3 protein-coding genes are annotated in these 2,268 nt (G+C 65.7%); all 3 read left to right on the forward strand.

Annotated elements, in window-relative coordinates:
- A partial coding sequence (locus tag ENZ75_RS29290; RefSeq protein ID WP_164888097.1) for an ATP-binding cassette domain-containing protein occupies nucleotides 1-707 on the forward strand: 707 nt, incomplete at its 5' end.
- A gap of 17 nt (nucleotides 708-724) precedes the next feature.
- On the forward strand, nucleotides 725-1,684 hold the full coding sequence (locus tag ENZ75_RS29295; RefSeq protein ID WP_245481283.1) for an ABC transporter permease: 960 nt from the start codon (nucleotides 725-727) through the stop codon (nucleotides 1,682-1,684).
- Nucleotides 1,681-2,268 (forward strand): ABC transporter permease (locus ENZ75_RS29300; protein WP_164888098.1); only part of this gene is annotated, 588 nt, incomplete at its 3' end. The genes ENZ75_RS29295 and ENZ75_RS29300, both read left to right, overlap by 4 nt.

Below are 2,268 nucleotides of genomic sequence, written 5' to 3' on the forward strand. Positions count from 1 at the left end.
CCGTCAGGGCAGGTGAGGTGGTCGGCCTTGGCGGCCTCGACGGCCAGGGCCAGCGCGAATTGCTGCTCTCCTTCTTCGGCGTGCTGCGCGGCCTCAGCGGCCAGATCCTGATCGACGGCAAGCCTGTGTCGATCACCAGTCCATCCGTTGCGCGCGACGACGGCATCGGCATGGCGCTCATTCCCGAGGACCGCAAGACCGAAGGGCTGATGCTGCCGATGACGGTGCGCGAGAACCTGTCCTTCGCCGCGCTCGACCGGTTGTCGAAAGCCGGCATCATCGACCGTGCCGCCGAGCAGCGGCTGATCGACGACATGGTCGGTCTTTTGGCGATCAAGACGGCGGGCCTCGACATTCCGGTCGGCGCGCTTTCGGGCGGCAACCAGCAGAAGGTGGTCATCGCCAAATGGCTGATGCGCCAGCCGCGCATCATCCTGCTCAACGATCCGACGCGCGGCATCGACGTCGGCACCAAGCAGGAGCTGTACCAGCTGATGCGCAAACTGGCCGACGCGGGTGCTGCGATCCTGTTCTACTCGACCGACTATGACGAGCTGATCGGCTGCTGCGACCGTGTGCTTGTGCTCTATGACGGGGCGGTCAAGCGCGAGCTGGTCGGCGCCGAGATCACCGAGCGGGCGCTGATATCAAGCGCGCTCAACATCCATGGCGAGGAGAGCCGGGTGGGCCTGGGAGTGGGCGCATGAAGGATTAGCGCTACTGGCTGGCCGAGCAGCGCGGAACGCTGCTGGCGTTCGGCATCTTCATCGTCATGTTCGTCATCTACACCTCGAACCATCCGGCCGGCTTCACCGCCAATGTGGTGCAGACGGCGGCCAACAAGGGCGTGCTGCTCGCCTTCGTCGCCATGGCGCAGACGCTGGTGGTGATCACCGCCGGCATCGACCTGTCCGTCGGCATGATTTTTCTCCTCACCAACTGCCTGGCTTCGTGGCTGGTGGTGGGAACGCCGATGCAGACGACGCTCGGCGTCATCGCCGTGCTGGCGGTGGGACTGCTGTGCGGCGCCATCAACGGCGCCATCGTCATCTATGGCCGGCTGCAGCCGATTGTCGCCACCATTGCCACAGGCGCCGTCTATTACGGCATCGGCCTGTTGCTGCGGCCATTTCCGGGCGGCTCGGTCAATGAGGACCTGGCCGATGCGCTGACCGGTCGTGTGTTCGGCGTGGTGCCGGCAAGTCTCGTCGTGCTGCTGGCCATCGTGCTGGTGATCTGGGTGCCGTTCAGCCGCTCGGTGCTTGGCCTCGCCGCCTACGCGGCAGGCTCATCGGAGACGGCGGCCTACATGTCGGGTGTGCCGATCCGGCGCGGCAAGTTCGCCGCCTACACGCTGGCCGGCCTGCTGGCGGCGATCGGCGGATTGTTCCTGACCTTCTTCACCTATACGGGTGAGGCGGCCTATGCCAGCGGCAACTCCTACACGCTGTTTTCGATCGCCGCCGTGGTGCTCGGCGGGGTTTCGCTGTTCGGCGGCAAGGGCAGCGCCATCGGCGCCATCTTCGGCGCACTGGCTTTCCGCACGATCGGCGACCTGTTGTTCGTCTTCGATTTCGATCCGCTCTGGCAGCCGCTGTTCCAGGGCGTTATCCTGCTGGTCGCCGTCAGCCTCGGCGCCTTCGCCCTGTTTCGGGTCCGCAACCGGCTGGAGTGGTTCCTGTGAGCGAAACGACGCTTGGCGGCATTGCCGGCCGCATGCCAAGATTCATCCGCCGCGCCGATCCGGCGGTGCTGACGGCCTTTGCCTGCATCGTGCTTTTGCTGTTCTTCGGCAGCCTCTATTCCAGAAGCTTCCTGTCGCCTGAATATCTCCTGCAGCAGCTCAAGGTGGCTTCATTCCTCGGCGTTATCGCGACAGGCATGATGCTGGTCATCCTGCTCGGCCAGATCGACCTGTCGGTGCCGTGGGCGGTGGCGGCGGGCGCCATGATGGCCTGCGCCGCGGCGGCGTACGGCCCGGTCGGCGTGGCGTTGGCCATCCCGTTCGGCATCATCTGCGGCATGCTGATCGGCGTCGTCAACGGCATCGGCGTCGCCTATCTGCGCATCCCCTCGATGATCATCACATTGGCCACCAACGCTGTCGCGCAAGGGCTGATGGTGGTCTACACCGGCGGCTTCTCGCCGCAGGATTCGGCGACGGGCGCGATGCGCTACCTGGCGACCGGTTTCGCCATTCCGGGCGTGCCCAACGCCGTCATCATCTGGGCGCTGATCGGGGCCGCGATGGCGTTCGTGCTGACGCGG

Origin of the sequence: Mesorhizobium sp. M7A.F.Ca.CA.002.04.1.1, assembly GCF_004022805.1 — a bacterium.
GTDB lineage: Bacteria > Pseudomonadota > Alphaproteobacteria > Rhizobiales > Rhizobiaceae > Mesorhizobium > Mesorhizobium ciceri.